This window comes from Stenotrophomonas sp. YJH_SMC_101-4 (assembly GCF_059370395.1).
Genome location: NZ_JCAFTP010000002.1, coordinates 805,578 through 831,439 on the forward strand (window position 1 = coordinate 805,578; position 25,862 = coordinate 831,439).

The following is a 25,862-nucleotide window of genomic DNA, read 5'->3' on the forward strand; positions in this document are numbered from 1 at the left end:
TGGCAACCGTCGGCAACCCAATAAGAACAATAATCAGGAGTGTGCAATGTCCAAGGGGCAATCGCTGCAGGATCCTTTCTTGAACGCACTGCGGCGCGAACGCGTGCCGGTTTCGGTGTACCTGGTCAACGGCATCAAGCTGCAGGGCACGATCGAGTCGTTCGACCAGTTCGTGGTCCTGCTGCGCAACACGGTCAGTCAGATGGTCTACAAGCACGCCATTTCCACGGTCGTTCCGGCACGCAACGTGAAGGTCGGTCCGGGCGGTGGTTACGTGCAGTCGGGTGAAGGTGGTCAGGCAGGTGATGAAGCAGACGAGTAATACCGGAGCGGTGAATGTTTGACCGCTCGAAAAAGGGCGAACACGCCCTGTTGATCCAGCCCCATTTCGGCAAGCTGGAAGACGATGTGCTGGAAGAATTCGGTGATCTGGCCCGCTCGGCTGGGGCCAGCATTGCCGCGACGATCACCGCGCGCCTGGACCGTCCGAATCCGTCGACCCTGATCGGCAGCGGCAAGCTGGACGAGATCAAGGCGGCGGCCGACGCCAGTGGTGCCGACCTGGTCCTGGTCAACCATGCGTTGAGCCCGGGCCAGGAGCGCAACCTGGAACGGTTCCTGGAGCGCCGGGTGATCGACCGTACCGGCCTGATCCTGGACATCTTTGCCCAGCGTGCGCACAGCCACGAGGGCAAGCTGCAGGTCGAGCTGGCGCAGCTGCGTCACCTGGCCACGCGGCTGGTGCGCGGCTGGACCCACCTGGAGCGCCAGCGCGGCGGTTCGATCGGCCTGCGCGGCCCGGGTGAAACCCAGTTGGAAACCGACCGGCGCCTGCTGCAGAAGCGGGTCGAGCAGCTGCAGAAGCGCCTGGAAAAGGTCGAGGTGCAGCGTACCCAGATGCGCCGTGCGCGTGTGCGCAGCGAGCTGCCGCGCGTGGCCCTGGTGGGCTACACCAACGCTGGCAAGTCGACCCTGTTCAACGCCATGACCGGCGCCGAGGCCTATGCCGCCGACCAGCTGTTCGCAACGCTGGACCCGACCGTGCGACGCATCGCGGTCCCCGGCGGCAACGTGGTGCTGGCCGATACCGTCGGCTTCGTCCGCGACCTGCCGCATGACCTGGTCGCCGCGTTCCGCTCGACGCTGTCGGAGGCACGCGAGGCCGATTTCCTGCTGCACGTGGTCGACGCCGCCGATCCGCACCGCGAGGAGCGCATCGCCCAGGTGGACGAGGTACTGACCGCAGTCGGTGCCGGTGATCTGCCGCAGTTGCTGGTGTTCAACAAGATCGACCGCATTGAAGGCGCCGACGTCCGTCACGACGGCCAGGACGGTATCCCGGACGAGTCGCGCCGCGAGCGGGTGTGGATTTCCGCGCGTGACGGGCAGGGCCTGGACCTGCTGCAGGCGGTGCTGGGCAAGCGCCTGGGACTGCAGCACGTCACCGGCGAACTGCGCCTGCCGCCGGATGCGGGCCGCCTGCGCGCGCGCCTGCACCAGCTGGAAGTGATCCGCAGTGAGCAGGCCGACGAGGAAGGCTGGCTGCTGCAGGTCGACCTGCCGATCGCCGAAGCCGAAAAGCTGGCCGCCAGTGCCGACGGCGCACCGATCCGGGCGCTGCTGCCGGAGAAGCTGCCGGAGTGGTGAGGCAGCGCCGGGCCATGCTCGGCGACTGCTATCGCGGCGGCGCGCGACATCAGCCTGTCATCTGCGGTACAACGTGCAGGCTCTTCATCCCACCGTCATGCCGATGTCCATCCCCACCGACGCTGAACTCAACGCCCAGTCCGCCGCGCTCGGGCAGCGCCTGCAGCAGGCCTCGCTGCAGCTGGTGACCGCTGAAAGCTGCAGTGGTGGCTGGATCGCCAAGTGCATGACCGACATTGCCGGTTCCTCGGCGTTCTTCGACTGCGGCATGGTGGTCTACAGCTACGAGGCCAAGCAGCGCCTGCTGGGCGTACGCGCGCAGACCCTGGAGCAGTTCGGCGCGGTCAGCCGCGAAACCGTGCTGGAAATGGTGTCCGGTGCCCTGGTCAACTCCGGCGCCGGTATCGCCGTCGCGGTGACCGGGATCGCCGGCCCCGGTGGCGGGAGCCCGGACAAGCCGGTCGGCAGCGTCTGGATCGGCTGGAAGCGCCGTGGCGGCTACGCCCGCGCCGAGCTGTTCCAGTTCGATGGCGACCGCGAAGCCATCCGCCGGCAAACCGTGGCGGCGGCATTGCGCGGTATCGACGCCCAGCTGTGACATGCTGCTCCGGTAATCGTCCGGAGCACGCATGATGTGGGAAACGCTGGGCACGGTCCGTGACCTGGGCCGACTGCAGGAAATCGCCGTTGTCCTGATCCGCTATGGCTTCGGCGACGTGGTGCGGCGCATCGGCTTGGCCACCACGCTGGAGCGGGCAGGGCGCCTGCTGCACTGGAACGAGGACCGCCAGGAGCTGCTGCGGATGACCGCACCGGTGCGCGTGCGCAGCGCAATGCAGGATCTTGGTCCGACCTTCGTCAAGCTCGGCCAGGTGCTGGCGACGCGCGTCGACCTGCTGCCGCCGGAATGGATCGCCGAGCTCTCCGAACTGCAGAACGCAGTACCGGCGCTGCCATATGCGGATATCCGCGAGCAGCTCGAAGCCGATCTTGGTGCGTCTCCGCAGGACGTGTTCGCGTTCCTCGACGAAACCCCGATGGCGGCCGCCTCGCTGGCGCAGGCCCATCGTGCGCGCCTGCATGACGGTCGCGAGGTGGTGCTGAAGGTACGGCGCCCCGGCATCCGCGATGTGGTCGAGGCCGACCTGCGGTTGCTGGCCCGTCTGGCCGAGATCGTCGAGGCCCGACTGCCGGATCTGCGACGTTACCGCCCGGCCGAAGTCGTGCAGCAGTTCACCGTGTCGCTGCGCCGCGAGTTGGATTTCGCCGCCGAATGCCGCAATGCCGAGCGCATCGCGCGCAACTTCAACGGCCGTGACGACATCCTGATACCCAGCGTGCACTGGCAGTGGACCTGCGAGAGCCTGAACGTGCAGGATTTCGTCGACGGCATTCCCGGCCGGGACCTCGCCGGTGTCGATGCGGCTGGGCTGGACCGCCGCGAACTGGCGCGACGCGGTGCCGACATCGTGTTGAAGATGGTGCTGGAGGACGGCAGCTTCCATGCCGACCCGCACCCGGGCAACATCATCTACCTGCGTGACGGCCGCATCGGCGTGATCGATTTCGGCATGGTCGGCGCCTTGTCGGAAGTGCGGCGTTTCCAGGTGGCTCAGCTGCTGCACGGGCTGGTCGAGCAGGACCCGCAGGGCGTGGCCGACGTGCTGCTGGACTGGGCCGGCGGTGTCGAGGTGGACGAGAACCGGCTGCAGCACGACATCAGCCAGTTCGTCGACCAATACCGTGGCGTGCCGCTGAAGGACCTGCGCATCGGCCTGATGCTGGGCGACATCACCCAGCTGCTGCGCAGCTACAGCCTGACCCTGCCGGCTGACCTGGCGTTGATGATCAAGGCGTTCCTGACCCTGGAAGGGATGGGGCGGCAGCTGGACCCGGATTTCGACATGGCCAGCGCCGCGCGCCCGTTCCTGGAGCGGGTGGTGCTGCAGCGCTATGCCCCCACGGCGCTGCTCAAGCGTGGCCGACGCAGCCTGCTGGGCCTGGTCGACTTCGCCGGCGAACTACCGCGCGACCTGCGCAAGCTGGTACAGGCAGCGCGCCGTGGGCGCCTGCAGCTGAAGGTGGAAACCACCGCACTGCAGGGCTTTGGCGAACAGGTGAACCGGGCCGCGAACCGGCTGGTGATGGGCATCGTCACTGCCGCGTTGATCATCGGCTCGTCGATCGTGATGCACAGCGTCGGTGGCGTCTCCAGCCGCTGGCTGCTGGCGTTGGGGGTCTGCGGCTTCATCGGCGCCGGCTTCTGCGGTGTGTGGATCCTGTTCTCGATCTGGAGAAGCGGCAAGCACAACTAGTGTGCTTGCCGCAGCGATTCCTGTAGAGCCGAGCCATGCTCGGCTGCTCTCGCCCAGGTCAGCCCAGCCATTCGCCACATTGCCGAGCACGGCTCGGTACTACAGATGTCGCCGTGTCGTCTCCGGCACTTGCAGTCCTGTGAGTTAGTAGTAATACTACTAATCATGGACCTGACCGACACCCAGCAGGCGATCCTGCAGTTGATCGCCGAGCGTATCGAGAGCGAAGGCGCACCGCCGTCGCAGACTGAAATCGCACGTGCGTTCGGCTTCAAGGGCGTGCGCGCGGCCCAGTACCACCTGGAGGCCCTGGAGCAGGCCGGTGCGATCCGTCGCATCCCGGGCCAGGCCCGCGGCATCCGGCTGGTGCAGGCGCCGCCGGTCGAGAAGCTGGCCGAGCCAGGCCTGCCCGACAGCGTGCTGCGCCTGCCGGTGCTCGGCCGGGTTGCGGCGGGCCTGCCGATCGGCGCCGATATCGGCTCGGACGATTTCGTGGTGCTGGACCGGGTGTTCTTCTCGCCAGCGCCGGACTACCTGCTGAAGGTGCAGGGCGATTCGATGATCGACGAGGGCATCTTCGACGGTGACCTGATCGGCGTGCACCGCACCCGCGACGCCCATTCCGGGCAGATCGTGGTGGCCCGCATCGATGACGAGATCACCGTCAAGCTGCTGAAGATCGCCAAGGATCGTATCCGCCTGCTGCCGCGCAACCCCGACTACAAGCCGATCGAGGTGCAACCGGACCAGGACTTCTCGATCGAAGGCCTCTATTGCGGCCTGTTGCGACCCAACCGTTGACCCGTTCCATAGCGCATTACCCCGCGGTCTTTTGTGGCGATTCTCTGGTTCCACTGAGGTTGGTACGGATGTCCGATAATTCTTTTCAGAGCGCCGGGCAGAATCTCAGCCTGTGCGATACGTCCGACTTAAAGTGAGCCCATGGCAAAGAAGACCCCCAAAGACAGCACCTCCAACGACACGACCTCTGCAAGGACCCAACCGATGGACGAGAACAAGAAGCGCGCCCTCGCTGCAGCTCTGGGCCAGATCGAAAAGCAGTTCGGCAAGGGCTCGGTGATGCGCATGGGCGACCGCGTGGTCGAGCCCGTCGAAGCCATCCCGACCGGTTCGCTGATGCTCGACATCGCACTGGGCATCGGCGGTCTGCCGAAGGGCCGTGTCGTCGAGATCTACGGGCCGGAATCCTCGGGCAAGACCACGCTGACCCTGCAGGCCATCGCCGAATGCCAGAAGATGGGCGGCACCGCGGCCTTCATCGATGCCGAGCACGCGCTGGACCCGATCTACGCCGCCAAGCTGGGCGTGAACGTGGACGACCTGCTGCTGTCGCAGCCGGATACCGGTGAGCAGGCGCTGGAAATCGCCGACATGCTGGTCCGCTCGGGTTCGGTCGATATCCTGGTGATCGACTCGGTCGCCGCACTGACCCCGAAGGCCGAAATCGAAGGCGAGATGGGCGATCAGCTGCCGGGCCTGCAGGCCCGCCTGATGAGCCAGGCGCTGCGCAAGCTGACCGGCAACATCAAGCGCTCCAACACCCTGGTGGTCTTCATCAACCAGCTGCGCATGAAGATCGGTGTGATGATGCCGGGCCAGAGCCCGGAAACCACCACCGGCGGCAACGCGCTGAAGTTCTATGCCTCGGTGCGCCTGGACATCCGCCGTATCGGCGCGATCAAGAAGGGTGACGAGATCATCGGCAACCAGACCAAGATCAAGGTCGTCAAGAACAAGCTGGCGCCTCCGTTCAAGCAGGTCATCACCGAGATCCTGTACGGCGAGGGCATCAGCCGCGAGGGCGAGCTGATCGACATGGGGGTGGATGCCAAGCTGGTCGAGAAGGCCGGTGCCTGGTACAGCTACGGCGAAGAACGCATCGGCCAAGGCAAGGACAACGCCCGCGGTTACCTGCGCGACAACCCGACAGTTGCTGCGAAGCTCGAAGCCGAGCTGCGCGAGAAGTTCCAGCCGACCGAAGCCAGCCGTGAGGAAGGCGACGACGAAGGCGACGACGAGTAAAGCTTGCTGTGGGGCAGGGCGGCGCCGTCAGTGACGTCGCCCTGTCCCGCAGGTTCGAATCGCCCAGGGATGGGCTGGGCGCCACGGATGGCGCCACCCTTGGAGTACGCATGTCCGACGCCGACGACATTCCCACCGGTCGCAAACGCCGGCCGCGTGAGCAGACCCCCGTGCAACGGGCGCTGGGCCTGCTGGTACGCCGCGAGCACTCGCGCAAGGAACTCACCCGCAAGCTGACCGCACGCGGCATCGAAGACGATGCGGCGCAGGCGGCTGTCGCCAAGCTCACCGAGGCCGGCTGGCAGGACGACACCCGTTTTGCCGAGAATCTGGTGCGGATGCGTGCCAACACCGGCTATGGGCCGATCCATGTCCGCGCCGAGCTGGGGACCCACGGCCTGGACAGTGCCGCGATTGCCGCGGCGATGGACAGCTACGAAGGCGACTGGCAGGAAAACGCCCGTGACCTGGTCCGCCGACGCTTTGGCGAGGCCGGCCCGCAGGACCTGACGCAGCGGCGCAAGGCCGCCGATCTGCTGGCCCGACGCGGCTTCGACGGCGACAGCATCCGCCGTGCGACCCGCTACGACCCGGATGACTGAGACTGGCGGCGCCGGGCCTGATACCCTTTAGGTTTTCGGCGGTCCCTCGCGACCCTGGCCAATGCGGCCGGTGGTCCGGGCCCGCCGGCCCGCAGACTGCCAGCCCCCCAATGAACGCATCCGCCAAATTCACGACTTCCCAGATCCGCAGCGACTTCCTTGAATTCTTCAAGGGCAAAGGCCACACCATCGTGCCGTCGGCGCCGCTGGTGCCGGGCAATGATCCGACCCTGCTGTTCACCAACTCCGGCATGGTGCAGTTCAAGGACGTGTTCCTTGGTGCGGAGAAGCGCAGCTATGTGCGCGCGGCCGACGTCCAGCGCTGCCTGCGCGCCGGCGGCAAGCACAACGACCTCGACCAGGTCGGCTACACCGCACGCCACCACACCTTCTTCGAAATGCTGGGTAACTGGTCCTTCGGCGACTACTTCAAGAAGGACGCGATCGCCTGGGCCTGGGAACTGCTGACCCAGGTCTGGAAGCTGCCGGCCGAGCGCCTGCTGGTCACCGTCTACCAGACCGATGACGAAGCCTACGAACTGTGGCGCGACATGGTCGGCATTCCGGAAGCGCGCATCGTGCGCATCGGTGACAACAAGGGCGCGCCGTTCGCTTCGGACAACTTCTGGCAGATGGCCGACACCGGCCCGTGCGGCCCGTGCACCGAGATCTTCTACGACCACGGCGACCATATCGCCGGTGGTCCCCCGGGATCCCCGGATGAGGACGGCGACCGTTTCATCGAGATCTGGAACCTGGTGTTCATGCAGTTCGACCGCCAGCCCGACGGTACCCTGGTGCCGCTGCCGGCGCCGTGCGTGGATACCGGCATGGGCCTGGAGCGCCTGGCGGCGATCCTGCAGCACGTGCACACCAATTACGAGATCGACCTGTTCCAGGCCCTGATCCGTAAGGCCTCCGAGCTGACCGGCACCGCCGACCTGGAAAACAAGTCGCTGCGTGTGATCGCCGATCACATCCGTGCCTGTTCGTTCCTGATCGTCGATGGCGTGCTGCCTTCCAACGAAGGCCGTGGCTATGTGCTGCGCCGTATCATCCGCCGCGCCCTGCGCCATGGCTGGATGCTGGGTGTGCGCCAGCCGTTCTTCAGCAAGCTGGTGCCGACCCTGGTCGAGCAGATGGGCGAGGCCTATCCGGAACTGCCGGCAGCGGTTGACACCGTCACCCGTGCGTTGCAGGCCGAGGAGGAGCGTTTCGCTGAAACCCTCGACGCCGGCATGAAGATCTTCGAAGACGTCGCGGGCAAGGCCAGCAATGGCGTGATCCCGGGCGTTGACGCCTTCCGCCTGTACGACACCTATGGCTTCCCGCTCGACCTGACCCAGGACATCGCCCGCGAGCGCGACCTGACCGTCGACATCGCCGGCTTCGATGCTGCGATGGAACAGCAGCGCGAAACCGCACGTGCGGCCGGCAAGTTCGGTGGCGGCGTGACCCTGCCGGCCGAGCTGGTGGCGACCCTGAGCCCGACCCGGTTCCTCGGCTACGACCGCCTGCAGGCCGACGGCCTGACCGTGCTGGCCGTGCTGAAGGACGGTCGTCCGGTGCAGTCGGCCGATGCCGGTGACGCAGTCATCGTGATCACCGACCAGACCCCGTTCTACGCCGAATCCGGTGGCCAGGTCGGCGACACCGGCGTGCTGACCGGCAACGGAGTGCGCCTGGCGGTGGACGATACCCAGAAGTTCGCCGGCCAGTTCCATGGCCACGTCGGCACCCTGTCCGACGGCGGCCTGAAGGTCGGCGACGTGCTGTCCGGCCAGGTCGATGGCGAGCGCCGCGGCGCCACCATCCTCAACCACTCGGCCACCCATCTGCTGCATGCCGCCCTGCGCGAAGTGCTGGGCACCCACGTGCAGCAGAAGGGCTCGCTGGTCGCTCCGGACCGCCTGCGTTTCGACTTCTCGCACTTCCAGCCGATCAGCGCGGAAGAGCTGGCTGTGATCGAGCGCAAGGTCAACCAGCAGGTGCGCGCGAACAACGCTGCCGAAGTGCACAACATGGGCATGCAGGAAGCGCTGGACTTCGGCGCCATGGCCCTGTTCGGCGAAAAGTACGGTGAGCACGTGCGCGTGCTGAAGATGGGTGACTACTCCACCGAGCTGTGCGGCGGTACCCACGTCAACCGCACCGGCGACATCGGCCTGTTCAAGATCACCTCCGAGGGCGGTGTCTCGGCTGGCGTGCGCCGTATCGAAGCGGTCACCGGCCAGGGCGCCCTGGACTACGTGGACGCCGAAGAGGCCCGCCTGGCCGAGGCCGCCGACCTGCTCGGTGGCAGCGCTGCCGACGTGGTCGAGAAGATCCGTGCCCTTGGCCAGCGCCAGAAGCTGCTGGAGCGCGAGCTGGAGGCCGTGAAGGCCAAGGTCGCCGCCGGTGCCACGGCCGACCTGTCCGGCCAGGCTGTCGAGGTTGCCGGCGTGAAGGTGCTGGCTGCCCGCCTGGAGGGCTTCGATGCCAAGGCCCTGCGTGACGCCATGGACCGCCTGAAGCAGCAGCTGGGCGATGCGGTGATCGTGCTGGCCGGTGCCCAGGACGGCAAGGCTGCCCTGGTTGCGGGTGTGAACGGCAGTGCAATGGGCAAGGTCAAGGCCGGGGAACTGTTGTCCCATATCGCCAGTCAGATCGGGGGCAAGGGCGGCGGACGCCCGGACCTCGCCCAGGGTGGTGGCGAGGACGGGCCCGCCCTTGCCACTGCGCTGGCTGCAGTCGTCGAATGGGTCAGCCCCCGCCTGTGATGAACCTGGCCGTCCCCCTCCTTGTAGGAGCGGGACGGCTGACGGTACCATTGCGAATCTTTTCCCTTTGTCGTGGTAGCGCTTCTTGACGGAGCGTCAAGCCGGTGGGGGATACCCTTCCACACGGTTCCATGGAGACTTACAAAAATGTTGATCCTGACTCGCCGCGTCGGCGAAACCCTGATGATCGGTGACTCGGTGAGCGTCACCGTGCTTGGCGTCAAGGGTAACCAGGTGCGTATCGGCATCACCGCGCCGAAGGACGTCGCTGTGCATCGCGAAGAGATCTATCAGCGCATCCAGCGTGGTGATGAAGCCGGTGGCACCGGTAGCGAAAATTCTGCCGAATAACGCTTTACCTTCGCACTCGATTAACGTTATGATTCACGCCCCGCTGAGGTGCAACGCACCAGACGCGGAGAAAACCCCGGAGTGATGCCCGAGTGGCCGAAGGGGCTCCCCTGCTAAGGGAGTATAGGGTCAAAAGCTCTATCGAGGGTTCGAATCCCTCTCACTCCGCCAGATACAAAGAAGCGCCTGCAGATCCTCGATCTGCAGGCGTTTTTCTTTGTTCAACGCGGTAACACACGGCCGCGCCGCACGGGCGTTGTGCAGGCCTAGTGGGTGGTGCCAGCCGCGTCCTGCCCGACTTCGGGCGAGGAATAGAGCCTGGGCTCCGGCACCGCATGACCCGGATGAGCGGGCGGCGCAATGCCGCTTGGCGTTTCGCGCCAGAGAATTGCCAGTGTGCAGTCATTGGCACGTTGCCTGCACATTCTTTCCGCTTTGCGTTGTGCGGCGTCCGCCGTCTTTTCCCCAAGTGCAAAGCCCATGGCGACGGTGCCGGTAGCGATCGCCGAATATCCCACCGCGGTGGTCGTGGCAGTCTGCGCGCAGTTGCGGGACCGAACGGCGCAGTGCTGCAGTGCGCGCTGCATCGCAGCCGACAGCGTGCTGTGGTTCATGGCGTAGCCGTAGCGGCCATCGTCGTCGTAGACGATGGCGGAGGCCGCGTTGGCGCCGGATGACAGGCACAGCAACAGGCCAAGTGACAGGGGGCGCATCCAGTTCATTCCCATCTCCATTTTCTGCTGATGGTGGATCAGACCGGGTTTGAAGCGCAACGTTGCCGCCACTACGCCGAGCCCGCAGTTCATCGAACCGCGGGCGGCGCCATCGGTTGACCGTCAGAGCCTCACCGTCACCCCCACCTGGAAACCACGCCCCGGCAACGGCGCGATGTACTTCAACGGCGAGTTGTGCGGGCGTGCTTCTTCATTGAGCAGATTGCTGCCGTTGATGAACACCTCCATGCCGGCGATGTAGCTGTTGCGTACCGGCAGCTCACGGCTGACCTGCAGGTCGACCAGGTTGAAGGCATCCAGTGGCACTTCCTCGCTGACGTTGCGGCCGAGGTACTTCTGCGTGTCGTAGTAGGTGCTGGACAGCTGCGCCTTCCAACCCTCGCGTTGCCACTGCAGATTGGCGCCGTAGCGGTTGGTCGGCATGTTCGGCAGGTACTCGCCGTCGTTGTGGGCACGCAGCGAATCGGGGTGATCGGCCTTGTTCTTCACCAGGTCGGCGAAGGCGGAGATGTTCAACGTGCCATAGCGGCCAAGGTCCAGGGCCTGCGATGCGTCGATCTCGAAGCCCTTCACCGTGGTGTCGGTCTGCTTCCAGTATTTCAGCGGCAGGCGGTTGGCGGTCTGCACGCCCGAGTAACCCAGGTACAGATAGTTCTCGTACTTCATCCGATACGCGGTGGCCGACAATTCGAACCCTCCGATATGGAACAGGCCGGTCAGCTCCAGGTTTTTCGCGCGCTCTGGCACGAGGTTCTGGTTGCCTTCTTCCTGGGTCATCACGGAGTAGTGCGCGTTGCTCGCATACAGCTCATTGATCTCCGGTGCGCGCTGCGAGGACGAGTAGCGCACCTTGGCGGCGAACAACGGACCGAGCTCGACATACGAACCCAGGCCGTAGCTGTTGAGCCGGTAGGAACGATCCTGCAGTTTCGTGTTGGCGGCATTGCGTGCGGTCTTGAAGCGGCTCGGCTGCAGTTCGTGATCGACACGCTCGTGGCGCACGCCAGCGTCGAAACTGGCCCAGCCGTAGTCCAGCGTCTCCTTCAGGAACACTGCATTGCTGCGGGTGTCGACGTCAGGCAGGTAGCGCAGCGAGCCGCTGCCGGTGACATCACGCGACTGGTGGCTGTAACCGAACAGGCCGCTGAGCGGACCGACAGGCTGATGGCTCAGCAGCAGTTCGGCCTGGGTGCTCTCGAAATCGTAGTCGTTGGCCCGGGTGGCACCCAGCCGTTCGCCCGAGGTGTTGTCCAGCTTGGAAACACGCAGTTCGGCGCGCTCGAACCACGGCAGCGGGTCGCGCAACAGGGCTTCCAGTGCGTAGCGTTCCTGCTTGATCACCACGCCCACCGGCAATGCGTTGGCGTAGTTGGAACCGAACGACAGGTTCTGCATCGAGAACCCGGGCACGCCGTATTCGCTGTCCTTGGCATCGATGCTGACACCCACGTAACCACGGTCGAAGAACAGGGTCGACCCGAACGCCACCTGCGAATTGCGCGCGTAACTGTTGCCCAACCGGTGATGGTAATCGGGCGTCACATCATTGTTGATCTGCTTCTGTACGTATGACGGCGTGCCGGCGACATAGGCCGGATTGACCGGATTGATATAGGTACGGCGTTGCCAGACCGAAGTCGGGTTGTTGGTGTAGAACGAGAAATCACCATCGGCCCAGTCCGGGTTTTCGGTCATGAACTGGTCGATGTAAGGCTGCGAGGCCTTGTTGTAGATCTGCTGGACGCGCGCCTCCTTCTGGCAGCTGTCGGCCAGCGCCGAGTTGACGCCGCCGGTCGGCGGAAACAGTCGGGTGTTGCAGACACTGGCCTTGCTGTTGCCGGGGATGTCGTAGTGCGAGATGCGCTGCCGAGAGACCTGCAGGTTGGTCGAGAGGTTGCGCTGGTTGTTGAAGTTCATGCGGAAGCCCTGCGCGTCGGCGGCATTGAAGCCCTTGCGCAGGACCAGTTCCATCGACTGGTCCCTGTCTTCCATGCTGCGCGAGATCAGGCCCGGATCGATCTCCACGCTGCCTCCGATCGCATTGCCGCCGTAGCGCACGGTGTCGGATGACTTGTTGACGGTCACACTGCGTACGAACAGCGGATCGAACGGAATGTTGATGTCGCCGCTGATCGCGTTCATGCCGAGGATGGACTGGCCGTCCTGCAGGATCTGCACGCGGTTGCCGCTGAGGCTGCGGATGACCGGAGCGCCCGCGTTTGGCCCGAAGGCGCTGCTCTGCACGCCGGAGACGTGTTCAAGCAGGCCGCCGAGGGTGCGGTTCTGCGCCTGTGGGTTGTCGACAGTGACCCGGGTGTCGATGCGCGAGGGCTGGGAGGCCTGGACCTGGAGGGTGGGGAGGGTGGGTTCGTCCGCGGCCTGGGCGGTGTGGACGGCGAACAGAATGGCAGCAGCAAGCAGGTGGCGACGCATGGCATGATCCGTGAAAACAATGTGAAATGTTATAACGTAACTATTTGTATCGACAAGGGCGAAATGGGCCTTGCGGCAGGCGGTGGATATGAGAATGGTTCTCATATGAAAATGCGGGACGATCCCCTCTGGTCCCATCATGCTCAACCTCACCCTTGCCGACCTTGATCGCCTGGGCCGCAGCAGCGGCTTCCGCTATCGCCTGCCGGCGTCGGCCGCCGATCTGTCGGGTGAACAGTGCGTGGTGCAAGGCAGGGTGGAGCAGCGTCGCCTGCGCCCGGGCATGACCCTGGCGCTGTCGGACGTGATCGCCCATCAGCCGTTCGAGGCAACTTCGGAATCGCCGCCGGCCTTCTCGGCGATCGTGATGCTGGAGGGACGCGCAGGGGCGCGGCTGGCGGGGCAGGCAGTGATCGGCATGAACCCGGGTGCCGGCACGATGGTGCTGGCCGAGGCAGCACCGATGACCGCGATTCATCCCGCCGGGCAGCGGATGCGCAGCCTGAATGTCTCGTTGGACGCACCTGCCGGGATTGACGACCCGATGATCAGCGAACTGCTATCCACCGCGCATCGCACCGGTCACCCGCGGTTACGTGGTTGGCTGGTTCCCGGGCATCTCGAGCACGCCGCTGACCAGCTGCTGTCGGGCAGCTGGCACGGCGCGATGCATGCACTGCTGTGCGAGAGTATCGGCCTACAGATGCTGGCCCTGGCGCTGGGGTCGCCTGCGAGGGAGGCATCGCCGGACCTGCGTGTTTCAGCACGTGACCGCCGCATGCTGCAGCGGGTGATCGATTGCCTGCAGGCGGCACCGGCCGCCGAACACAGCCTGGAGGATCTGGCGGGCCTGGCCTGCATGAGCCCAAGCAGCCTGCGCCTGAAGTTCCAGCAGGTGTATCAGTGCTCGGTGTTCGGCTGGCTGCGCGAGCATCGCCTGCAACTGGCCTGCGCGCAGCTGCGGCAGGGCTGCAGCGTACAGCAGGCCGCGCATTTCGTCGGTTACCGGCATGCCACGAATTTCGCGACCGCGTTCCGTGCGCGCTACGGCATCGCGCCCAGCCAGCTGCGCTGACGCCGGATCAGCGTCGGCAGTGCGCATACATCTGCTGCGTCTACGCATACGTGTGCTCACGATCAAATGACAATAATTCTCATCCAGCCTTTCTCTCCTGCTGGATCTCCCATGCCCGCCTGTATCCGCCCGCGCGCCCTGGCAACCGCCATCGGCACGACCCTGGCGCTGTTCAATACTGCCCACGGCGCCGAGCGCGCCCCCGCCGCGAACACCTCGCAGCTGCCCACCGTGCAGGTCACGGCCGATCTCGATGGCAGCACCGAATCCTCACGTTCCTACACCACCGACTCCATGGGCACGGCGACGGGGTTGTCACTGACCTCGCGGCGGACGCCGCAGTCGGTCAGCGTCATCACCCGCCAGCAGATCGAGGACCGGGGCCTGCTCAGCACCGCCGATGCGCTGGCCACTGCTCCGGGCATCTCGGTCACGCGCAGTGATGCCAACCGCTACTCGTTCTCGGCACGCGGCTTCGACATCGACAACTATCAGTTCGATGGCGTGGTGATGCCGGTGCTGTCGCCGTGGAATTTCGGCGAGAACAACCTGGACATGGTGGTGTACGACCGCATCGAGATCGTGCGCGGCGCCAATGGCCTGATGACCGGTGCCGGCAATCCGTCGGCGGCGGTGAACTACGTACGCAAGCGCCCGCTGCGCGACGTTGCTGCCAGTGGCGGCATCAGCCTCGGCAGCTGGGACGCGCGCCGTGCCTGGGTGGACGTGTCCAGCCCACTCAGCCGGGAAGGGCGCGTGCGTGGCCGCATGGTCGCTGCGCAGGCCGAGGGCGACAGCTACACCGCTGGCCTGGACAGCACCACGAAGACGCTCTACGGCGTGGTCAGCGTGGACCTGGGCGAGGACACCGGATTGATCGCCGGTATCTCCTACCAGGCCAACGACAATCGTGGCTTCGGCAGCGGCTTTGCGCTGTTCAATGCCGACGGCACGCGTACCCGCTTCGACCGCTCGGTATCGGCCACCGCGCCGTGGGCACGGATGAGCACCGATACCCGCAACGGCTTCTTCGATTTCAACCATCGCTTCGGCAACGACTGGCAGGCACGCGTGTCCTACAGCCGCTCGCATACCGATATGGAGATGAAGCATCTCTACCGGGGCGGCTATCCCGATCCGGTGACCGGGGCGATGCCCAATGGCAACAGCTTCACCCGCTACGACGGTCCGGTGCGCCGTGAGGCGGTCAGTGTCAGCCTGACCGGTCCCTTCCAGCTGTTCGGCCGCCAGCACACGGCGTCCGTCGGCTGGTCGCGCTCACGCGACGAGATCGCACTGGGGCAGTACCGCGCACTGGCCCCGTTGCCGCCGTTGGCCAGCTATTTCGACTGGCACGGGCCGGGCACGCCCGAGCCGGTGTGGGCCAGCAACAGGACCCAGGCCGATGATCTGGACAATCATCAGAGCGGTGCCTATGCCGTGGCGCGGCTGTCGCTGGCTGATCCGCTGCATGTGATCGTCGGTGGCCGCCTGAGCAACTGGGAGACCGACCAGGTCTACTTCGGCAGCAAACGGAAGTACCGCTACCGCAACGAGTTCGTGCCCTATGCCGGCGTGGTCTGGGACCTCAACGACTACAGCAGCGCCTACGCCAGCTATACCGGCATCTTCAAGCCGCAGAACAACCGCAACGAATCCGGACAGATCCTCGACCCGGTCAGCGGCCGCAGCTATGAGCTGGGCGTCAAGGGCAGCTGGCTGCAGGAGCGCTTGAATGCGTCGGTGGCGCTGTTCCGCACCCAGCAGGACAACCTGGCCGAGGCCACCGGTGGTCTGGTCGAAGGCAGCACGCAGGCGGCCTACCGCGCAGTGAAGGGCGCAACGGTAGACGGCCTGGAACTGGAACTGGCCGGTGAGCCGCTGCCGGGGTGGAGCCTGGGCACCAGCTTCACCACCTTCATCGCGCAGGACGCGCAGGGCAGGGCGATCAACACCGCCAAGCCGCGCAGCCTGTTCAAGCTGTTCACTACCTGGCGGCTGCCGGGTGCCTGGGACCGGCTGACCATCGGCGGTGGCGTGGACTGGCAGAACCGCATGTACCAGACCGCCACCGCGCCCGGAAATCGCCGGGTGCCGGTGCAGCAGCCCAGCTACGCACTGGTGAACCTGATGGCGCGCTACCAGTTCAGCTCCAATGTGTCGGCGGCGGTCAACATCAACAACCTGTTTGATCGCCATTACTATTCGCAGATCGGCTTCTACAACCAGGGCTGGTACGGGGCACCGCGAAACGTGATGTTCACGGTGAAGGTGGGTTACTGAAGATGCCGTCGCGCGGTTCAGGGATCCAGCGGATCCATCGGATCGATGCGCCGCGATTCGGGAGCCGGCACGAACGGGATCGCGTAGGGCGAAACGCGTGAACCGACCTTGCCCGGAACGTAACCCAGTTCATGGCGGTTGCGCTCGCTGAAGGCGCTGCTGGCGACCGAATCGATATGCGATGGACTGCTGACCACCAATGCCGGTTGCCGCGGCGGTGCCTGCAGGGCCGCCAGCAACCGGGCCGCATTGCGCAGATTGGTGGTGGTGTGGCGGGCATACGGCTCGATGATGATTGCATCTGCGGGAATGCCGAAGCGTGCCATCAGCGCTTCGCGCATCTGCACCGCTTCGACGCTGCGGGTGCCGCGTGGATGTACCGCACCACCCGAGACGATGAGGAAGGGTGCGTCACCTGCCGCGTAGCGCTGCGCGGCCGCCTTCAGGCGCAGCTTGCTGCCGGCGCTGAGCGGGGTGGTCAATTCGTCCGGTCCCTGGCCCAGCACGATGATCGCGGTGTACGGATGCGCATTCCAATCGAGCTGCCGCGCACGCGCAAACGGCGCGGCGTTCATTCCCGCGCTGATCGGCTCGAAGCGGATCGCATCGAGGCGGTCATTGGCATCGAGCAGGCCTACCGCCACCGCGATGCTGCGATCGAAGGCGGTGTAGGCCGCGCTGGCGTCCACCTCGCTCATTTGCACGGCAATGGCGACGTCGCCGGCCAGTCGCGTGCTGCCCGCCGCGCCGACCGGGCCGTCGATGGCGTCGTAGCGGGGTGGCTGGCCCTGGCCGTAGACGGAGAGAATGTTGTTGAGGCCTGCCAGTTCCCGTTCGATGGCTTGGGCGTGCGCGGGAGCCGCGGCGATCAACAGGCCGGCCTGCGTGGGCGTCCAGCGTGCGGACGCGAGCGTGCAGGTGGCGGTCCGGCAGTCGGCCAGCTGCTGCATGCGTTCGGCCAGGAGGGCGCGCGCATCACCGGGCAGTGTATCGGGCTTCAACTGCATGAGGGTGGGGAACAGTCGTGCGGCCAGCGCGGCGCTGTCGCGGTCGTCGGCCGCCGCCGCAAGCGGCAGCGCCGCCGCGGCAAGCAGGGCAAGGGACAAGGCAAATCGTCGATGCATCACCAGCTCCTGCTCACCATCAGGCGGACGTTGCGGCCGAACAGCGGCCGTCCATAGATTGCCTCGGCCGAACCCTGTCCGGCCAGGGCATCGGTGCGGGTGTTGCCCTCGGTGAGTCCCTTTTCATTGGTCAGGTTGTCGCCCACCAGCTGTGCGCCCCAGTTGCCGCGTTTCCATGAAACGCCCAGCCCCAGGGTCTGGTAGGCAGGCAGCGCCGTCTGGTTGAACAGATCAACATAGGATTTGCCGACCACGTCATAGCGCAGCCAGGTCTCGAACTGGTCCTGGCCGTGCTGGAAGCTGAAGGTCGGGCGGAGGTTGCCGTAGAGCTTGGGCTCGCGAACGATCTGCTTGCCGTTGACGGCGGCCGGATCGGCGCCGGAATCGTTCTGCAGGCTGTCGTACTGCGGATCGCTGACCGTGATCGAACCGGCAATGCTGAACCAGTCGAGCGGCCGGAACAGCCCATCCAGTTCGATGCCCTTGGAGACGGCGGTACCGATGAACGGCACCGACTGGTCATTGCGGCCGGTCGTCGGGTTGAACGCCACGAACGAGGCGTTGAGCGGGTCGAACTTCGTGTAGAACGCAGTCAGGTACAGGTAGGACCGGGCGAATCCGGCCTTCAGGCCCAGCTCGTACTGGTCCAGCTGGGTCTGCACGATGGTGGGATCGATCGAGCGTGCCACTGACGAGTTGGGAACGATCTCCATGTGCGAGACGCGGGCGTAAGCACCCACCGAAGAGGTGAAATCGAAGTTCGCACCGACGGTCCAGTTGGTCGCGGACGGATCCAGGCGATGGTTCTGGACGACGCCGGTGAACCGGCGCGTGGTGTTGTCGGCCAGTGTGGTGCGGTCGCCGAGGTCGACCTGGGCGGTCTGCTCTGCATAGCCTTCATAGCGGTAGCGTTCATGGCGGATGCCTGCGTCGAGCTTGAAGCGGTCCGTCAGTGCCCACGTGTCATTGGCATACACCGCGAACATGCGGGCATCCACTTTGCCGCGATTGAGGGTAGTGGTGTAACGCAGCGCGCCCTTGTCGGTGACGTATCCCAAGGGGGCGCCATCGTTGCCGTAGGCCACCAGATCCAGCAGGCGTGGCTTGCCGCGCATCTCCATCAGCATATCCTGGTACAGACTGAAGGCCGTGGTGCCGAAGAAGGCCGTATATGCGCCGATGTTCAGATCGTGGCTGCCCCAGGCCGTTTCAAACAACCGCGTCGCACTGAAGTCGGCCTGGCCGGAGTAGAAATCCGAATCTGCGGCCCGGTACTGGGCCGAGATCACCAGGCCGGAGTCGGCATAGGGGTCGTAGGCGCTCGCCCCGTTGCTGCCGGCCAGAGCGTAGCCCATCCGCGCGACCCCGGCGCCGAAGGCGCTACGGGCCGCGCCCAGATAGCCGTTGGCGAAAGTGCGTGCGTCGACCGGGTTGGTGGTCGAGTACAGTGCGTCGAAGGTGTTGCGGCCCTTGGTGTAACCGGTTTTCAGCGAGATCGTCCAATCGCTGGCGGTATTCTCGTACTGGAAGCCGATGTTGCCGAAGCGCATGTGCCGGCCATCGGCCAGGTCGCGGTTCATGCCCTGCAGGACGCCGCCGCCATCGAGGTACTTCAGTTTGACACTGCGCAGCGACGGCGAGTTCAGCGTACCGTCGAAGTAGTCGATGTACGGGTCCAGCGGGACGCTGGGATTGCGCGGATCGGCGACCGGGATCGGCAGGTAGAACGTATTGTGGTCATCGACGAAGGTACCGCTGACCTTGAACCAGCTGGTGTCATCGAAGTAGTGCTTGATGTTGCCCCTGATCTGCCCGCCCTTGTCGTTCGGGAAGCCGTTGTCGCGGTAGCCATCGTGCTGGCGCAGGAATCCACCGACCGCATAGAAGGTGTCCTTGCCGAGGGCGCCGGACTGGTACATCTCGCCACGGTACAGCCCGGTGTCACCGACGGTCAGCTGGGCCTTGCCGTGGGTCTGTTCCGAGCCCTCGGCCAGGATGTTGTTGACGATGGCGCCGCCACTGCTCGCATAGATCGGCGCCGGACCACCACGCACGATCTCCACCCGCTGGTTCATCACGTCGAACCGGTTCATGCCGTCGCCGGAATTGAAGAAGTGGCCATCCAGCTCCTGGTAGAGCGGCAGGCCGTCCTGCTGGAAGGCGATGAAGCCACGATCGGTGGGAATGCCGCGCAGCCGGGTGATGTTCTGCACCTCGCCTCCGGTGGCTTCGACATGGATGCCGGGCACGGACCCGAGCAGGTCGGCATAGCTTTTCGGTGCGAGTTTCTGCACGTCTTCGCGGCTGAGCGAATTGACTGCGAAGGACGCATCGAAACGACGCTGGGTGCGCGCCGCACCGGTGACGACCACCGCATCCAGCGTTGCGGCGTCGACGCTGCCCTGGTTCTGGACCGGGGCGTCCTGCGCAGAAGCGTTGCCGTGCAGGGATATCAAGGCCAGGGAGATTCCCAGGACCAGGGGGCTGATGTTCATCGGAGGGCGGCCATGCAGGGAAGGGGGACCGCTGCACGGTAGGTCCGGGCGATGACGGAATTGTTTACTTCGGCGGAAATAAACAATTAAACGATGGCATCGGCGCCCAGCTGGTGGATCGGCAGCAGCGCCGCGCCCACCGATACCGCAGATCCTCCCAGCCGTGACACATGCACCTGCGGCAGGCGCAGGCTGTCCAGCGCGCTGCTCCAGCGTGCCGGCTGCTGCAGGTGTTGCCCCAACGCTTCCAGTACCTGGCGGGGTAGGGAACCGGACAGGATCACGGCGCCCGGATCGAGCCAGGCCACGCCGGTATTGGCCGCTGCGCCCAGCTGGTTTCCCGCGCGTTCGGCCCAGGCACTGATGATGCCGGCATGGCTTTCCAGGCAGGCCTCCAGCTCGAACAACGAAGGAATCCCGGCGCCGGCGTCGCGCAACGTGGCCAGCAGGTCGATGCCCGAGGGGCGCGGTGCGTCCATGCGGAACAGGCGGCCGATGTCGCCTGCATTGCCGAACTCACCGCGCATCACATCACGCCGGTGGATCACGCCGCCACCCACGCCGTGGCCGACATACAGCAGCAGCGCCGAAGCGCAGTCGCGGATCAGCCCGCTGTCGTAGTACTCCGCCAACGCCGCCAGGGTTGCATCGTTCTCCACCCACACCGGGAAGCCGAAGTAGTCTTCGAAGAACTGGTCGTTGTCGATATCGCGCCAGCCATGCAGCCAGTCCACCGCGTGCCGGCGTGCCGGACCGGTTTCGACCACGGGCCCCGGAACGGCCACGCCGAGGCCCAGGAACCGCGCGCGCATCAGTCCGGTGCTGCTGGCGAGGCTGCGCAGGCGCTGGTCCACGCAATGGACGAAATCGTGGGGATCTGCGCTGTCGAATGCGGTGGCATCACGGGCGATGAGCTGGCCGGCGAAATCCACCAGTGCGATCTCCAGCCAACCGGGATGCACCGTGGCACCGGCGGCATAGCCGCCCCGGCCGGACAGCGCCAGTGGCACCGACGGACGGCCGCGCTGGCCATCGGACAGCTGTTCCTGCTCCTCGATCACTTCCAGCATCAGCAGCTCACGCGCCAGGCGGGTCAACGCGCCGTTGTGCATGCCCAGCTGGTGGGCGATGGTGATGCGGGGAACCGCGCCCATCGTGCGCAACAGCCAGATGATGCGCTTATGGTCGGCCTCCAGCGCGATCAGCGGCTTGCGGCGCAGCCGCGATGTCGGGGCCAGGCTCACGGGCGCAGGCCATCGCTGCGTGCTGGAGGGATGGGCCAGGCCAATGCGGCCAGCGAAAGCAGGCTGCCGATGGCGACCAGCGAGACCAGGGCGACCGAGGTGTCCAGATCGCCCGCCTGTATACCGGGCAGCACTTCGCCCAGCAGCAACGAAGAGGCCGCGATGGATAGCTTCATGGTTCCGGTGAGCAGTGCAAAGCAGCTGAGGTCATCGTCGCGTCCGCCATGGATGGCGTGGCGACGGGCGATCAGCGCGGTGCGTCGCCACAGTACCAGGCCGACGCTGGCCACCGCCGTCCCGTGGGTCGCGGCACATGCAATCGCTATGGGCGTGGAGGGGAGGGCCAGGTACACGCCGACGGCTCCGACGGCCAGCACCGACATCAACGCGAGCATCCCGGTCTCGCTGTGCAGCGTTGTACGCAGGCGCAGGCAGAGCCAGGGGGCAACCACCATGCCCGCCACCATCGCGAAGGTCAGCGCTGCCCCATGTTCGGCGAAGGGGAACAGACGCCCTGCCAGGCCGACCAGCGTCGTCTCCGCCGCCGCGGCCAGCAGAACCGGCAGCAGCGCTGGCAGGGGCAGGGCAACAGCAGCGGGCGTCCTGGTTGCGCTGGGCCGTGGGGGCGTTGCGACGCAGGCCAAAGGAAGCGCAGCGGCCGCGATCAGCACGCCGATGACCATGCAGATCAGCAACGCGTTGCCACTGCCCTGGGACGCAGGCGTACCGACCACGACGAACAGCGCCGAGGCAATGCACAGCTTGGAGATCGGCACTACCACGGCGCGGGTGGAGACATAGCGCATGGCCTCGTCCTCGTCACGGGGCAGCAACGACGTCAACGCGTTCTGGGCCACGTCGTAGACTGCATAGCAGGTACGGAACAGCAACGATGCGACCAGCAATGGCAGGAAGGCGGGCTCGGTTGCGTTGCCCGGGCTGAACAGCAGGCAGGCGCTGGCCGCCGTGCCGAGCCCGCCGATGAGCTGCAGGCGCAGGGCGAGGCGCTGCTGGTTGCGCAGGCGGGTGAACACGGCGGCCAGCAGCAGATCGAGCAGGCTGCTGTAGGCCAGTGAAATGGCCAGCAGCTGGCCGGTGTGGGCCGCCGACAGCCCCAGCCGGGCGTGCAGGTAGTAGCCCAGCACCAGATCCACGAATGACCAGGCCAGGGTGCGGGCAAAGTGGCCGGCGGCATAGAGGTGCCGTGGCGAGGGCTGCGCGTTCAACGCCGTGTACTGGGGGAGAAGAGCCGGAGATGCTGGATCGTTCTACTACCCCTGTGTGACATGGTCCTGACATGGCGGGTGGCCGGGCATTCAGCGCGTGGCTTGCACCCCCTGCCGCGGGCGTGCAGCATTTGCCCTGCTGCCCCCACCACGCGTCACGCAGCGCTTTCTTCACTGGAACGGAGCAACGTATGAAACTGTTGTCCGCTGTGTTGTTGTCTGCGCTTTCGCTCTCCGCCGTTCCGGCGCTGGCAGTGGAAGCTTCGCCCTCACCGCTGCTGGGGCGCTGGTCGCTGGATATCGCCACGTCTGCACTTCCCGAAGCGCAGCGCCCGAAGCATGTGGTGCTCGAGTTCAAGGACGCCGGTGCGGGGCGTTGGAGTTCACATGTGGACATCGTCCTGCACGACGGCAAGACCATGAAGTCCGACGGCACGCTGGCGCTGGACGGCACGCCGGGGCCCTTGTCCGGTACTTACGGTGCGGACAAGGCCAACCTGAAACTGCCGGCGCCGAACACCCTGGTGATGCAGCTGGTGGACCACGGCACGCCGGCCTCCACCCGCATCTATACCGTGGCGGCCGACCGTACGACGATGACCGAGACCAAGGCGTTCTACGGTCACGACGGCACGCCGATCCTGCAGACCAATCTGTTCAAGCGGATACCGTAGCGGCGCCGCCTGCACCACGCCCGCACAGCGGGCGTGGTGAATGCAGCAGCCTTATACCGCGGCCGGGTCGCGCTTGCCGGCGTCGATGCCGTACTTGTCGATGGCCTCCTGCATCTGCGAGCGTTCGATGCGACCTTCGTCAGCCAGTGATTTCAGGGCGGCCAGCACGATGAAGTGGCGATCCACTTCGAAGAAGGTGCGCAGCGATTCACGTGTGTCGGAACGGCCGAAGCCATCGGTGCCGAGTGCGGTGAAGCGGCGGTCGTTGATGAAGGGACGGATCTGGTCGCCTACGATCTTCATGTAGTCGGTGGCCACCACCACCGGGCCTTCATGGCCCTGCAGGCACTGCTGCACGTAGGGTACGCGCGGCTCCTCGGCCGGATGCAGCAGGTTCCAGCGTTCGGCGGCCAGGCCGTCGCGGCGCAGTTCGGTCAGGCTGGTGGCGCTCCACACATCGCTGGCGACGCCGAAGTCCTGCTGCAGCAGTTCTGCCGCGGCTTCCACTTCGCGCAGGATCGAGCCGCTGCCCATCAGCTGCACGCGTGGCTGCGAGGCGGTATCGGCGGCTGCCGGATGCAGCAGATACAGGCCCTTCAGGATGCCCGCTTCCACGCCCTCCGGCAGTGCCGGCTGCGGGTAGTTTTCGTTGAGCACGGTGATGTAGTAGTAGATGTCTTCCTGGTCGACATACATGCGGCGCAGGCCGTCATGGATGATCACCGCCAGCTCGTAGTTGTAGGTCGGGTCGTAGGACACGCAGCTCGGAATCACCGACGACAGCACGTGGCTGTGGCCGTCATCGTGCTGCAGGCCTTCGCCCATCAGCGTGGTGCGGCCCGACGTGGCACCGAGCAGGAAGCCGCGGGTACGCGCATCGGCAGCGGCCCAGGCCAGGTCACCGACACGCTGCAGGCCGAACATCGAATAGAAGATGTAGAACGGAATCGTGGCCAGGCCGTGGTTGCTGTAGGCGGTGCCGGCGGCGATCCACGAACAGATCGCACCGGATTCATTGATGCCTTCCTGCAGGATCTGGCCGTCCTTGGCTTCCTTGTAATAGCTCAGCTGGCCGGCATCCTGCGGGGTGTACAGCTGGCCCAGGTAGGAGTGGATGCCGATCTGGCGGAACAGGCCTTCCATGCCGAAGGTGCGCGATTCATCGGGCACGATCGGAATCACCAGCTTGCCCAGGTCCGGGTCTTTCAGCAGGCTGGTGAGGATGCGCACGAAGCCCATGGTGGTGGACTGGCCGCGATCGCCGCTGCCCTGCAGCTGGGTGTTGAAGATCGACAGCGGCGGCAGTGGCAGCGGATCGACCTTGGCCAGGCGCGCCGGCAGCTGCCCACCCTGGATGCGGCGGCGCTCGGCGAAGTAGGCGGCCTCCGCGCTGCCGGGTTCCGGGCGCAGATACGGCATCTCCTCCAGCTGCTCGTCGCTGACCGGCAGGTTGAAGCGGTCGCGGAAGGCGCGCACCGCATCGGCGCTCATCTTCTTCAGCTGGTGGTTGATGTTCTGGCCTTCGCCGGCTTCGCCCATGCCGAAGCCCTTGACCGTCTTGGCCAGGATCACCGTCGGCCGGCCGCGGGTGTTCACCGCCTGCTGGTAGGCGGCGTACACCTTCTGCGGATCGTGGCCACCACGTGCCAGCGCCCAGATCTCGTCGTCGCTCATGTGCGCGACCCGCTCCAGCAGCTCGGGGTAGCGGCCGAAGAAATGCTCGCGCACGTAGGCGCCGCTCTGCGACTTGAAGGTCTGGTAGTCGCCGTCCACGCATTCCATCATGCGCTGGCGCAGCAGGCCGCTGTGGTCGCGGGCCAGCAGGTCGTCCCAGCCGCTGCCCCAGATCAGCTTGATCACGTTCCAGCCGGCCGCGCGGAAGGTGCCTTCCAGTTCCTGGATGACCTTGGCGTTGCCGCGTACCGGACCGTCCAGGCGCTGCAGGTTGCAGTTGACCACGAACACAATGTTGTCCAACCGCTCGCGGCCAGCCAGGGAAATTGCCGCCAGCGATTCGGGCTGGTCCATTTCGCCGTCGCCGAGGAAGGCCCAGACCTTGCGGCCTTGGTGTTCTTTCAGGCCGCGGTATTCCAGGTAACGCATGTAGCGCGCCTGGTAGGCGGCGGTCAGCGGGCCCAGCCCCATCGATACGGTGGGGAACTGCCAGAACTCCGGCATCAGGCGCGGGTGTGGATACGAGGACAGGCCTTCGCGGCCAGCTTCGCGGCGGAAGTTGTCCATCCGTGCCGGATCGATGCGGCCCTCCACGTACGCGCGGCCGTAGATGCCCGGCGCCGAATGGCCCTGGATGTAGATCATGTCGCCGTCGAAGGTGTCGGTGCGGCCACGGAAGAAGTGATCGAAGCCGACGTCGTAAAGCACCGCCGCGGACTGGTAGGTGGCGATGTGGCCGCCGACGTTGGAATGCTTGCCGGCACGCAGCACCATGACCATCGCGTTCCAGCGGATCATCGCGTTCAGGCGGCGCTCGATGGCCAGGTCTCCCGGGTAGGCCGGCTGGCGCTCGGGCGGGATGGTGTTGACGTAGGCGGTCCAGGCACGGGTATGCAGGTCGCCGTGCTGCTGCGCGTCCAGATCGCTCAGCTGGTCGATCAGGTAGTGCGCGCGCGGCCGGCCGCCGGCCTGCATCACCGCCTCCAGCGATTCACGCCACTCCCGCGTTTCCAGCGGGTCGGTATCGAAGGGGATCAGGGCTTGGTTCATGACGGTCTCCAGAAGGCGCCGGCTCTGCCTGGGCGACAACACCGGCAGGGCGCACAGCACTGGAGCGGGGTCGCAACGGCGGGGCCGTGACGCGAAGGGCGACCGTGGCGGCCACCGAGAAGACAAGCGTAGG

Annotated in this window: 19 protein-coding genes and 1 tRNA gene; 13 read left to right on the forward strand and 7 right to left on the reverse strand. The window is 65.7% G+C overall.

The window, feature by feature from the left end; all coding sequences use genetic code 11:
- The first annotated feature begins 46 nt into the window (after positions 1 to 46).
- The 10 genes from hfq to AC5P8D_RS10090 all read left to right on the forward strand — a co-directional run bounded on the left by hfq (position 47) and on the right by AC5P8D_RS10090 (position 9,888).
- The gene (hfq, locus tag AC5P8D_RS10045) at positions 47 to 322 is read left to right on the forward strand and encodes an RNA chaperone Hfq (protein WP_004152891.1); all 276 of its coding nucleotides are present in this window, start codon (positions 47 to 49) and stop codon (positions 320 to 322) included.
- Between the two features lie 14 nt (positions 323 to 336).
- A complete protein-coding gene (hflX, locus tag AC5P8D_RS10050; RefSeq protein WP_019338214.1) occupies positions 337 to 1,647 on the forward strand; it encodes a ribosome rescue GTPase HflX in 1,311 nt (436 codons plus the stop codon).
- A 103-nt stretch (positions 1,648 to 1,750) separates the two neighbouring features.
- Positions 1,751 to 2,245 carry a CinA family protein gene (locus AC5P8D_RS10055; RefSeq protein ID WP_010484249.1) on the forward strand — a complete coding sequence of 165 codons (495 nt, stop codon included), beginning with the start codon at positions 1,751 to 1,753 and terminating at the stop codon, positions 2,243 to 2,245.
- Between the two features lie 34 nt (positions 2,246 to 2,279).
- Positions 2,280 to 3,962, forward strand: a complete 1,683-nt coding sequence (gene ubiB / locus AC5P8D_RS10060; protein WP_049455352.1) for a 2-polyprenylphenol 6-hydroxylase — start codon at positions 2,280 to 2,282, stop codon at positions 3,960 to 3,962.
- A gap of 165 nt (positions 3,963 to 4,127) precedes the next feature.
- A complete protein-coding gene (gene lexA / locus AC5P8D_RS10065; RefSeq protein ID WP_010484251.1) occupies positions 4,128 to 4,763 on the forward strand; it encodes a transcriptional repressor LexA in 636 nt (211 codons plus the stop codon).
- A gap of 204 nt (positions 4,764 to 4,967) precedes the next feature.
- Entirely contained in the window at positions 4,968 to 6,005 is a 1,038-nt protein-coding gene (gene recA / locus AC5P8D_RS10070; protein WP_010484252.1) for a recombinase RecA, read from the forward strand.
- Between the two features lie 110 nt (positions 6,006 to 6,115).
- Positions 6,116 to 6,607: a recombination regulator RecX gene (gene recX / locus AC5P8D_RS10075; protein WP_010484253.1), complete on the forward strand. Its 492-nt coding sequence runs from the start codon at positions 6,116 to 6,118 to the stop codon at positions 6,605 to 6,607.
- Positions 6,608 to 6,717: 110 nt separating this feature from the next.
- Positions 6,718 to 9,366, forward strand: coding sequence for an alanine--tRNA ligase (gene alaS / locus AC5P8D_RS10080; RefSeq protein WP_010484254.1), 2,649 nt, complete (start codon positions 6,718 to 6,720; stop codon positions 9,364 to 9,366).
- A 147-nt stretch (positions 9,367 to 9,513) separates the two neighbouring features.
- Positions 9,514 to 9,717, forward strand: a complete 204-nt coding sequence (csrA, locus tag AC5P8D_RS10085; protein ID WP_004152909.1) for a carbon storage regulator CsrA — start codon at positions 9,514 to 9,516, stop codon at positions 9,715 to 9,717.
- Between the two features lie 78 nt (positions 9,718 to 9,795).
- A tRNA-Ser gene (locus AC5P8D_RS10090) sits at positions 9,796 to 9,888 on the forward strand.
- Between the two features lie 95 nt (positions 9,889 to 9,983).
- On the opposite strand, the gene AC5P8D_RS10095 is transcribed toward AC5P8D_RS10090, so the two are convergent.
- Both AC5P8D_RS10095 and AC5P8D_RS10100 read right to left on the reverse strand, forming a co-directional pair.
- Positions 9,984 to 10,439 carry a DUF4189 domain-containing protein gene (locus AC5P8D_RS10095; RefSeq protein WP_032953406.1) on the reverse strand — a complete coding sequence of 152 codons (456 nt, stop codon included), beginning with the start codon at positions 10,437 to 10,439 and terminating at the stop codon, positions 9,984 to 9,986.
- A gap of 114 nt (positions 10,440 to 10,553) precedes the next feature.
- A complete protein-coding gene (locus tag AC5P8D_RS10100; protein WP_235650365.1) occupies positions 10,554 to 12,884 on the reverse strand; it encodes a TonB-dependent receptor in 2,331 nt (776 codons plus the stop codon).
- Positions 12,885 to 13,023: 139 nt separating this feature from the next.
- Here AC5P8D_RS10100 and AC5P8D_RS10105 point away from each other — a divergent pair, with 139 nt between their 5' ends.
- Both AC5P8D_RS10105 and fauA read left to right on the forward strand, forming a co-directional pair.
- The gene (locus AC5P8D_RS10105) at positions 13,024 to 13,959 is read left to right on the forward strand and encodes a helix-turn-helix transcriptional regulator (protein ID WP_049455335.1); all 936 of its coding nucleotides are present in this window, start codon (positions 13,024 to 13,026) and stop codon (positions 13,957 to 13,959) included.
- A gap of 111 nt (positions 13,960 to 14,070) precedes the next feature.
- Complete coding sequence (gene fauA / locus AC5P8D_RS10110) at positions 14,071 to 16,242, forward strand: TonB-dependent alcaligin siderophore receptor FauA (protein ID WP_053092150.1); 2,172 nt, start codon at positions 14,071 to 14,073, stop codon at positions 16,240 to 16,242.
- Between the two features lie 17 nt (positions 16,243 to 16,259).
- Here fauA and AC5P8D_RS10115 read toward each other — a convergent pair whose 3' ends face one another.
- From AC5P8D_RS10115 to AC5P8D_RS10130, 4 genes are all read right to left on the reverse strand, one after another.
- The gene (locus AC5P8D_RS10115) at positions 16,260 to 17,366 is read right to left on the reverse strand and encodes an ElyC/SanA/YdcF family protein (RefSeq protein ID WP_049455336.1); all 1,107 of its coding nucleotides are present in this window, start codon (positions 17,364 to 17,366) and stop codon (positions 16,260 to 16,262) included.
- Complete coding sequence (locus AC5P8D_RS10120; protein WP_049455337.1) at positions 17,366 to 19,861, reverse strand: TonB-dependent receptor domain-containing protein; 2,496 nt, start codon at positions 19,859 to 19,861, stop codon at positions 17,366 to 17,368. The genes AC5P8D_RS10115 and AC5P8D_RS10120 overlap by 1 nt, the downstream gene beginning before the upstream one ends.
- Before the next feature lie 86 nt (positions 19,862 to 19,947).
- Positions 19,948 to 21,105: an ROK family protein gene (locus AC5P8D_RS10125; RefSeq protein WP_049455338.1), complete on the reverse strand. Its 1,158-nt coding sequence runs from the start codon at positions 21,103 to 21,105 to the stop codon at positions 19,948 to 19,950.
- Complete coding sequence (locus AC5P8D_RS10130) at positions 21,102 to 22,331, reverse strand: MFS transporter (protein ID WP_049455339.1); 1,230 nt, start codon at positions 22,329 to 22,331, stop codon at positions 21,102 to 21,104. Before AC5P8D_RS10130 ends, AC5P8D_RS10125 begins: the two co-directional genes overlap by 4 nt.
- Positions 22,332 to 22,522: 191 nt before the next feature.
- On the opposite strand from AC5P8D_RS10130, the gene AC5P8D_RS10135 reads away from it, so the two are divergent.
- Entirely contained in the window at positions 22,523 to 23,005 is a 483-nt protein-coding gene (locus AC5P8D_RS10135; RefSeq protein ID WP_010484263.1) for a hypothetical protein, read from the forward strand.
- A gap of 51 nt (positions 23,006 to 23,056) precedes the next feature.
- On the opposite strand, the gene aceE is transcribed toward AC5P8D_RS10135, so the two are convergent.
- A complete protein-coding gene (aceE, locus tag AC5P8D_RS10140) occupies positions 23,057 to 25,729 on the reverse strand; it encodes a pyruvate dehydrogenase (acetyl-transferring), homodimeric type (protein WP_049455340.1) in 2,673 nt (890 codons plus the stop codon).
- Between the last annotated feature and the right edge of the window lie 133 nt (positions 25,730 to 25,862).

Bases quoted from the DNA above. Each gene is read 5' to 3' on its own strand.
- aceE (WP_049455340.1), bottom strand. From the start codon at position 25,729: ATGAACCAAGCCCTGATCCCCTTCGATACCGACCCGCTGGAAACGCGG.
- ubiB (WP_049455352.1), top strand. From the start codon at position 2,280: ATGTGGGAAACGCTGGGCACGGTCCGTGACCTGGGCCGACTGCAGGAA.
- hfq (WP_004152891.1), top strand. From the start codon at position 47: ATGTCCAAGGGGCAATCGCTGCAGGATCCTTTCTTGAACGCACTGCGG.
- recA (WP_010484252.1), top strand. From the start codon at position 4,968: ATGGACGAGAACAAGAAGCGCGCCCTCGCTGCAGCTCTGGGCCAGATC.
- AC5P8D_RS10055 (WP_010484249.1), top strand. From the start codon at position 1,751: ATGTCCATCCCCACCGACGCTGAACTCAACGCCCAGTCCGCCGCGCTC.
- AC5P8D_RS10120 (WP_049455337.1), bottom strand. From the start codon at position 19,861: ATGAACATCAGCCCCCTGGTCCTGGGAATCTCCCTGGCCTTGATATCC.
- recX (WP_010484253.1), top strand. From the start codon at position 6,116: ATGTCCGACGCCGACGACATTCCCACCGGTCGCAAACGCCGGCCGCGT.
- AC5P8D_RS10115 (WP_049455336.1), bottom strand. From the start codon at position 17,366: ATGCATCGACGATTTGCCTTGTCCCTTGCCCTGCTTGCCGCGGCGGCG.
- fauA (WP_053092150.1), top strand. From the start codon at position 14,071: ATGCCCGCCTGTATCCGCCCGCGCGCCCTGGCAACCGCCATCGGCACG.
- AC5P8D_RS10100 (WP_235650365.1), bottom strand. From the start codon at position 12,884: ATGCGTCGCCACCTGCTTGCTGCTGCCATTCTGTTCGCCGTCCACACC.
- AC5P8D_RS10135 (WP_010484263.1), top strand. From the start codon at position 22,523: ATGAAACTGTTGTCCGCTGTGTTGTTGTCTGCGCTTTCGCTCTCCGCC.
- AC5P8D_RS10105 (WP_049455335.1), top strand. From the start codon at position 13,024: ATGCTCAACCTCACCCTTGCCGACCTTGATCGCCTGGGCCGCAGCAGC.
- AC5P8D_RS10095 (WP_032953406.1), bottom strand. From the start codon at position 10,439: ATGAACTGGATGCGCCCCCTGTCACTTGGCCTGTTGCTGTGCCTGTCA.
- csrA (WP_004152909.1), top strand. From the start codon at position 9,514: ATGTTGATCCTGACTCGCCGCGTCGGCGAAACCCTGATGATCGGTGAC.
- alaS (WP_010484254.1), top strand. From the start codon at position 6,718: ATGAACGCATCCGCCAAATTCACGACTTCCCAGATCCGCAGCGACTTC.
- hflX (WP_019338214.1), top strand. From the start codon at position 337: ATGTTTGACCGCTCGAAAAAGGGCGAACACGCCCTGTTGATCCAGCCC.
- lexA (WP_010484251.1), top strand. From the start codon at position 4,128: ATGGACCTGACCGACACCCAGCAGGCGATCCTGCAGTTGATCGCCGAG.